This is a genomic window from Wolbachia endosymbiont of Oedothorax gibbosus, from assembly GCF_936270145.1.
Classification (GTDB): domain Bacteria; phylum Pseudomonadota; class Alphaproteobacteria; order Rickettsiales; family Anaplasmataceae; genus Wolbachia.
In genome coordinates this window covers 1,544,503-1,551,378 of record NZ_OW370537.1, presented here as the reverse complement: position 1 = coordinate 1,551,378, position 6,876 = coordinate 1,544,503, and the positions used below count along the sequence as shown (strand labels likewise).

Below are 6,876 nucleotides of genomic sequence, written 5' to 3'. Positions count from 1 at the left end.
ATCTGATCTGAAAATGTTTTTGCCATTACAGGGAATAAGTTGAGTAAAAAAAGAACCTTAGTAGAAAAAATAGTATACAAAATTTTTCTCTTCCTTTTCAAAAAAGTTTCTGTGTTGGAAAAGTGTGCGACTGAGGCATTAATGAAAAATCTGCCAGACCTTAATATATTTAATGGTCTATTAAAATTCCGCGATTGTGGTATAATGGATATAATGACTCCACGTACAGAGATATACGCAGTAAACATTGAGTCAAGCGAGCGTGAAATAATAAAGAAGATAAAAAACACTTGCCACACTAAAATACCAATTTATAGAAATAACTTTGATAACGTAATAGGCTTTTTTTATGTAAAAGATGTTATTTTTAATAGGGATAAAAATTTTAATCTGAGAAATATTATACAAAGCGTAATATTTGTTCCGCCCTCGATGAAGACAACTAATCTTTTTATTAGAATGAAATCTTCTAAATCATGCTTAGCTATCGTATTGGATGAATATGGTGGAACTGATGGTTTAATTTCAATGACCGATCTTATAGAAGAGCTAATACCAAACGTTGATAGTGAGAACGAAATAAATTCAGAATATACCATTACTGAATTGTCTCAAAACAAGTTTGAAGTGTCAGCAAGGGCTCTTATAAAAGATATAGAAGAGGATCTAAAAATAGAATTACGTGACCCTGAAGAAGACTATGTTACACTTGGTGGTTTGATTCTTTCGATTGCTGGTAAAGTGCCTTCTGTAGATGAAGTCATTAAATATAAAAATGGTATGAAGTTTATTATCAAAGATGCAAATGAGCGCTACATTAATAAAATAGTACTAGATTTAAATGATTATAAAAATTAGATTTAATATCCCTTATCGGTTGCCTTGAAACGAAGAAAAAGTTGTAATAACCAAATATGCAACTCAAGTTATAGTTAAACCTATCTCCAGCAAATTATTTTCGCAAGTACAATGCAGTTCAGTGTTATAGTACTCTAATAATAAAGAGGTCATATAGATATTAATATCTTTTGTATTTAAATTAGTGTCATTTTTTTTGATTAATTTGTCTACTAATGATTTGCTTATTGGTTTGTGTTCATTTAGAATTTTTATAGTTAATAGCATTTTATCTTCTGTTTGACTCAGTAAAATAGATACTAGTTCAACTTCCGCTACTGCACTGGCTATAGTTAGCACCATATTAGAAATTATCTTATTTATCTTTTCAATTAAATCTTCCTTACCTTTTGTAGAGTATGCATCTATTTTCCACGTAAGCTTTACTTTTTTTTTAATAAATAATTTTCGATATTAGATTTGGTCTGATCAAAGCTGTAATTATCTGCTGAAGAAGAATATGCCTGCTTCATAACTTTATGTTTATATATTAAATCATCGGAGCTTTCTTTAAGCAACGACAACGCTTCCTTCTGCGCATCAGCATCGTTCTTATCTATTACTTCAAGCTCTTCTAAGCCAAACATTATTCCATTCATAGAGTTAGCAAAGTCATGAAGCAGCTGTCCTGATAGCAATTCCATTATTAACAGTATGTTTTTGGTATTTTTATTCATTGGATAATTATAAATGATTTAAGTTACCCTATATTGGTAAGCATATAATAGTCAATGTAAGAGAAAGTTTCGTTGCACTTTTTATATCAAGGCATTAATATAGTATTAACAATTTTAAAATTTATAAAAGGATTATGAATACTTATACCAGATCAGGAATAGATCTTGAACTATATAATAAGTTAATAAAAGAAGTCAAGCCTATTGCTCAAGAAACTACTAGAGAAGAAGTAATCAGCGAAATAGGTTCATTTTCTGCGTTGTTTGATTTTGCTGCACTAAGTAAGAAATATGACCATCCAGTGCTCGTTTCCTCAACTGATGGAGTAGGTACGAAACTGTTGATAGCTCAAGAAGTGAATAGGCATGATACTATAGGTATAGATTTAGTTGCAATGTGTGTAAATGACTTACTTGCACAAGGAGCAACACCTTTATTTTTCCTTGATTACTTTGCAACAGGCGTTTTGACCAAAGACGTTTTATTATCTGTGGTTAAGGGAATCGCAGAGGGGTGCAAGCAAGCTAAAATAGCATTGATTGGTGGAGAAACTGCGGAAATGCCTGGAATGTATGGCAATAATCACTATGATCTTGCAGGATTTGTAGTTGGTGTAGTTGATAAAAGCAAAATTCTTCCAAAATGTGATGCTATGAAGGAAGGTGACTATATAGTCGGCTTAGAATCAAATGGAATTCACTCAAATGGGTTTTCTTTAGTACGCCATATTTTTAAAGATTTAGGTATAAATTATAATGATTCATCTCCATGGAATAATCAGCCTTGGAAAGAAGTATTGCTCGAACCAACAAAAATATATGTTGATTCTTTGTTGCCTATTATGCCAAAGGTAAAAGGCATTGCACATATAACAGGTGGTGGCTTGATAGATAATATTCCGCGGATTCTTCCAAAAAACTTATTTGCAAACATAGACATTAATTCCTGGAAATGGCCAGATATATTTTTATGGCTAACAAAGGAGGGTAAAATAGAGAAGAAAGAAATGCTAAAAACATTTAATTGTGGTATTGGTATGGTATTGATCGTAAGTTCTGAGAATATGCAAAACGTGAAAAATCATTTCCAAAAACGTGGAGAAAAAATTGAAATTATTGGAAAACTTGATGAGGCATGTAACCCTCCACTTGATAGAGTAGTATTTAGTTAACCTAACTTTACTGACAGTCTTTTTGCAACTTCTGAGTATGCTTCCTTTAAATCTCCTAAATTCAAACGAAAGACATCTTTATCTAGCTTTTTATAAGTATTTTTATCCCATAATCTGCAGTTATCAGGGCTAATTTCATCAGCTAAAACGATTTTAGTACTGTCATTTATTAATCTGCCAAATTCTAACTTGAGGTCAATTAAATATATACTTGCATTTGAAAATAGGTCGACTAAGATTTCGTTGATCTTTAAAGTTGTAGTTTTAATTTCATCCATTTCTTTGCTAGATAGCCAATCAAAATACAGTATGTGATTTTCACTTACCATTGGGTCGGCTAGGTCATCATTTTTGTAAAAAAATTCGATTATAGGAGATGCAAGCCTCTCACCTTCTTTAATATTAAAACGTTTGCAAAAGCTGCCAGCTGCAACATTTCTAACTACCACCTCAAGAGGTATTATCTTGAGTTTTTTGACTAGCTGTTCTCTTTCATTTAGAGTTTTTATAAAGTGCGTGCTAATTCCTGCTTTCTCAAGCTTTTCCATGATAAAAGCACTAACATGATTATTAATTATCCCTTTACCATCGATTATTTCATATTTTTCCTTATTGAATGCTGTAACATCATCTTTAAAGTGCTGTATAACAGTTGATGAGTCTTCAGTTTCAATAATGGCTTTCGCTTTACCTTCGTATATCGTTTTATTCAGTGACATGTTTAATTTAACTATATATTATATCAATTTACTATTCTTAGAGTATAGCCCCAAATAACTTAAAATAAACCTTAATGGCATTTAATGTTACAATATTAACCATATTCCCAGAAATGTTCCCCGGGTTTTTGAACTATTCTCTTGCCGGAAAAGCGTTAGAAAAAAAAATATGGAACCTTGAAGTAATAAATATTCGTTCTTTTGCGAAAGATAAACATTCAACTGTGGATGATGTTCCATATGGAGGTGGAGCAGGAATGGTTATGCGTTCTGATGTAGTTGGTGATGCAGTAGATAGTATGCTCTCTGTTCATAAAAACACTAAGTTTATTTACATGACTCCATCTGGAACTAAGTTTAATCAGAATATTGCCAGAGAATTGTTAGAGTTTCCTCATATAACAATATTGTGTGGTCGATTTGAAGGTATTGACCAAAGGATAATTGATGCGTATACTCCTTATGAGTTAAGTATCGGAGATTATATACTTTCAGGAGGTGAGCCAGCTGCGATGGTGGTTCTTGATGCATGCATTAGGCTTCTTCCAGGTGTAGTAAATAATTCCGATAGTATTACTGAAGAAAGTTTTAATTATGGTGGTGGTATGCTTGAATATCCTCAATATACTAGACCTGAGCAGTGGAAGGGATATAAAGTACCTGAGGTTTTGTTATCTGGCAATCATAAAAAAATAAGTGATTGGAGACAGAAGCAGTCTCAAGTTATAACGAAAGAGCGTCGGCCTGAATTATTGAATGGAGAGATAAATGACAAATTTACTTAAAAAATTTAACGAACAGCAAATGCAAGTGTTAGCTAAAGAAGTACCAGAATTTCGTCCTGGCGATGATCTGAAGATTACTTTCAAGGTAGTTGATGGTGCAAGTGAGCGTATACAGATATTTGAAGGTGTATGTATATCAAAAAGGAACCGCGGGTTACATTCTTCTTTTGCAGTCAGAAAAGTAAGTCATGGAGAAAGTATAGTGTCTCAGTTTTTTGTTTATTCACCTGCACTGGTTTCAGTGCAAGTGACAAGAAAAGGAAAGGTTCGTAGAGCAAAACTGTATTATCTGTGCAAGCTATTTGGAAAGGCTGCAAGGATCAAAGAACGTACTACTTATGTTAAAAAGAAATCTAAGTAGATAAACAGAGAGTGATGTTAATTATGTCATCTCAGAACTCTCTCTTGTCATTCCAGTGTCAGCTGCTCGGATGACAAAAAAGGGGAAAGTTTTTTCAAATCCTCGTGTAAAGAAAAGTAAATGAGCATAAAGAAAAAATTCCTTAAATTACTTCAGTCAAGGCGTGTACATGCTCGTATAAAAAGGAAAAATAAAAAGAACAGAGCGTTACGCTTTTGTTCTTTCACGGCACTAGTTATCTCACTTGGCTGTCCTGTGTGTATACTGCTCAGTATATTAGTTAACTCTTACAGTGCCTTAACAGTAACGAAAATTTTATTGCCAGTTGAAATAAATGCTGATCTTACTTTGGCGAGTAATCCTAGTGATTTGCGGTATAAGTCAATTGGCTTACTCAACGATTCTTTACGTAAGGTGTTTAAAGGAACTGATTTTAAAGACAGTGACGAAATTTTAAGTCGTAATTCTTACAAAGAACTAGAGAAATTTTTTCGTAAGAAAGTGAAAGGTAGTGGTGAATATGAGATCTGGTTTACCGCGTCAAGTATAATTAATTCAATAAATAAAGATAAACATTTGAATGATCATTATGCTAAATTACTTGATTGGCTAAAAGAAAAAGGGAGAGTGAAAAAATTTTTTAATAAGTCTTTATTCCTTAAATCTGACTCTCGTGAACCTGAGAATGCAGGGATTTTAGGGGCGTTTATCGGCTCATTGATGACAATTATAGTGTGCCTAGCATTAGCATTACCAATAGGAATTATGTCGGGCATCTGTCTTTACGAATTTATGCCTAAAAATAGGCTCATGACCAATATTGTAGAAATTAGCATAAATAATCTTGCTGCAGTGCCTTCAATAATATTTGGTGTAGTGGGCTTAACTCTCTATCTTGGCATATTTGGGCTACCACGCTCTTCACCACTTGTTGGTGGAATGACTCTTTCATTTATGATGTTACCTAATATTATAATTGCAACAAAAAATGCCTTTGCGAATGTTCCTATTACGATAAAAGATGCAGCGTTTGCGCTCGGTGCACCTCACATCAAGGTGATATTAGATCACTCTTTGCCGATTGCATTACCAAGAATAATACATGGTACTGTACTTGCAATTGCAAGGATTTTAGGTGAATCTTCTCCTTTACTTATGATAGGTATGGTAGCATTTGTTGCTGATACACCTACGTCCTTCTTCGATCCGGCGACTGTTCTGCCTGTACAAATATACATATGGTCAAGTAGTCCTGAAATTGCATTTGTTGAACTTGCTGCTATCGCAATTATAGCTTTATTATTGGTGTTATTTGCGTTAAATTTAGTAGCAAATTTTGTAAAAAAGAAATTCGAATTTTTTAATTTTTAGCAATTCATGAAAATCACAGTCCTATCTGGTTATGGCTTAAATTGCGAAAAAGAAACTGCATTTGCGTTTATGGAATGCAGCAGAAAACTTGGTATTGGTAATATTGAAGTAAAAATCGTTCACATTAACGATATCATAGATAATCCAGGTGAACTGAAATTAAGCAATATACTTGCAATTCCAGGGGGTTTTTCCTATGGTGATGACACTGGTGCTGGTAATGCATTTGCTTTACGTATTAAAAACAATCTGTTGGATGAGTTTCAAGAGTTTTTATCTCAGGACAAGCTGATTATAGGAATATGTAATGGTTGTCAGATATTAGTAAAATTAATTCCAGAATTCTCTAGTCTAGCTTTAATCCATAATGATATAGGCAATTATCAATGCCGTTGGATTAGAGTGAGAGTTAATTCAAAGAGTAATTCTGTTTGGCTACGGGGCCTGAATGAACTATATCTCCCTATTGCTCATGGAGAAGGCAAATTTTTTATGGATCAAGATACTTTGAATCAATTAATCGAAAAAAATTGCACAGCATTACGTTATATAGATGATAATAGTAGCTATGCTAATCTGCAATTTCCTCACAATCCAAACGGATCTACATACGATCTGGCAGCTTTATCAGATAAAAGTGGAAGAGTGCTAGCTTTAATGCCCCATCCAGAAAGGGGAATATTTTTTACCCAGCAAGATAATTGGCCTCTTGAAAAAGAAAAATGTAAACGTTCAGGAGTGGCTATGCCAAAATATGGTGATGGAATGCTTATATTTGAAAATGCACTGAAGTATTTTTGTTAAAATGTATTGGTAGGGGTTTATGGTCAAAATTATCCTCTGACATTGCAAAAAACTTCCTTCGCCAGCGCCCTTATCATGGGATGACAAGAG

General features: G+C 33.3%; 9 protein-coding genes. 6 read left to right on the top strand and 3 right to left on the bottom strand.

Annotated features, from left to right (window positions below; all coding sequences use genetic code 11):
* The first annotated feature begins 39 nt into the window (after positions 1 to 39).
* A complete protein-coding gene (locus NBW37_RS07580; protein WP_250296402.1) occupies positions 40 to 858 on the top strand; it encodes a transporter associated domain-containing protein in 819 nt (272 codons plus the stop codon).
* Positions 859 to 921: 63 nt separating this feature from the next.
* Here the strand turns inward: NBW37_RS07580 and NBW37_RS07575 are convergent, their stop codons facing one another.
* The gene (locus tag NBW37_RS07575) at positions 922 to 1,200 is read right to left on the bottom strand and encodes a hypothetical protein (RefSeq protein ID WP_410543395.1); all 279 of its coding nucleotides are present in this window, start codon (positions 1,198 to 1,200) and stop codon (positions 922 to 924) included.
* Positions 1,201 to 1,280: 80 nt separating this feature from the next.
* On the bottom strand, positions 1,281 to 1,574 hold the full coding sequence (locus tag NBW37_RS07570; protein WP_370273097.1) for a hypothetical protein: 294 nt from the start codon (positions 1,572 to 1,574) through the stop codon (positions 1,281 to 1,283).
* 134 nt (positions 1,575 to 1,708) lie between these two features.
* On the opposite strand from NBW37_RS07570, the gene purM reads away from it, so the two are divergent.
* Positions 1,709 to 2,746 carry a phosphoribosylformylglycinamidine cyclo-ligase gene (gene purM / locus NBW37_RS07565; RefSeq protein WP_250296399.1) on the top strand — a complete coding sequence of 346 codons (1,038 nt, stop codon included), beginning with the start codon at positions 1,709 to 1,711 and terminating at the stop codon, positions 2,744 to 2,746.
* Here purM and purC read toward each other — a convergent pair.
* Positions 2,743 to 3,465, bottom strand: a complete 723-nt coding sequence (purC, locus tag NBW37_RS07560) for a phosphoribosylaminoimidazolesuccinocarboxamide synthase (RefSeq protein WP_250296398.1) — start codon at positions 3,463 to 3,465, stop codon at positions 2,743 to 2,745. The genes purM and purC overlap by 4 nt on opposite strands.
* Positions 3,466 to 3,539: 74 nt before the next feature.
* On the opposite strand from purC, the gene trmD reads away from it, so the two are divergent.
* The 4 genes from trmD to NBW37_RS07540 all read left to right on the top strand — a co-directional run bounded on the left by trmD (position 3,540) and on the right by NBW37_RS07540 (position 6,786).
* A complete protein-coding gene (gene trmD / locus NBW37_RS07555; protein WP_250296397.1) occupies positions 3,540 to 4,250 on the top strand; it encodes a tRNA (guanosine(37)-N1)-methyltransferase TrmD in 711 nt (236 codons plus the stop codon).
* Positions 4,234 to 4,611, top strand: coding sequence for a 50S ribosomal protein L19 (gene rplS / locus NBW37_RS07550; protein ID WP_250296396.1), 378 nt, complete (start codon positions 4,234 to 4,236; stop codon positions 4,609 to 4,611). Before trmD ends, rplS begins: the two co-directional genes overlap by 17 nt.
* Before the next feature lie 120 nt (positions 4,612 to 4,731).
* Entirely contained in the window at positions 4,732 to 5,982 is a 1,251-nt protein-coding gene (pstA, locus tag NBW37_RS07545; RefSeq protein WP_250296395.1) for a phosphate ABC transporter permease PstA, read from the top strand.
* A 6-nt stretch (positions 5,983 to 5,988) separates the two neighbouring features.
* Entirely contained in the window at positions 5,989 to 6,786 is a 798-nt protein-coding gene (locus NBW37_RS07540) for a phosphoribosylformylglycinamidine synthase subunit PurQ (protein ID WP_250296393.1), read from the top strand.
* Positions 6,787 to 6,876: the final 90 nt, after the last annotated feature.

Excerpts from the sequence above, each read along its gene's own strand:
- NBW37_RS07575 (WP_410543395.1), bottom strand. The coding sequence starts at position 1,200 with ATGGTGCTAACTATAGCCAGTGCAGTAGCGGAAGTTGAACTAGTATCT.
- NBW37_RS07570 (WP_370273097.1), bottom strand. The coding sequence starts at position 1,574 with ATGAATAAAAATACCAAAAACATACTGTTAATAATGGAATTGCTATCA.
- purM (WP_250296399.1), top strand. The coding sequence starts at position 1,709 with ATGAATACTTATACCAGATCAGGAATAGATCTTGAACTATATAATAAG.
- purC (WP_250296398.1), bottom strand. The coding sequence starts at position 3,465 with ATGTCACTGAATAAAACGATATACGAAGGTAAAGCGAAAGCCATTATT.
- trmD (WP_250296397.1), top strand. The coding sequence starts at position 3,540 with ATGGCATTTAATGTTACAATATTAACCATATTCCCAGAAATGTTCCCC.
- rplS (WP_250296396.1), top strand. The coding sequence starts at position 4,234 with ATGACAAATTTACTTAAAAAATTTAACGAACAGCAAATGCAAGTGTTA.
- pstA (WP_250296395.1), top strand. The coding sequence starts at position 4,732 with ATGAGCATAAAGAAAAAATTCCTTAAATTACTTCAGTCAAGGCGTGTA.
- NBW37_RS07540 (WP_250296393.1), top strand. The coding sequence starts at position 5,989 with ATGAAAATCACAGTCCTATCTGGTTATGGCTTAAATTGCGAAAAAGAA.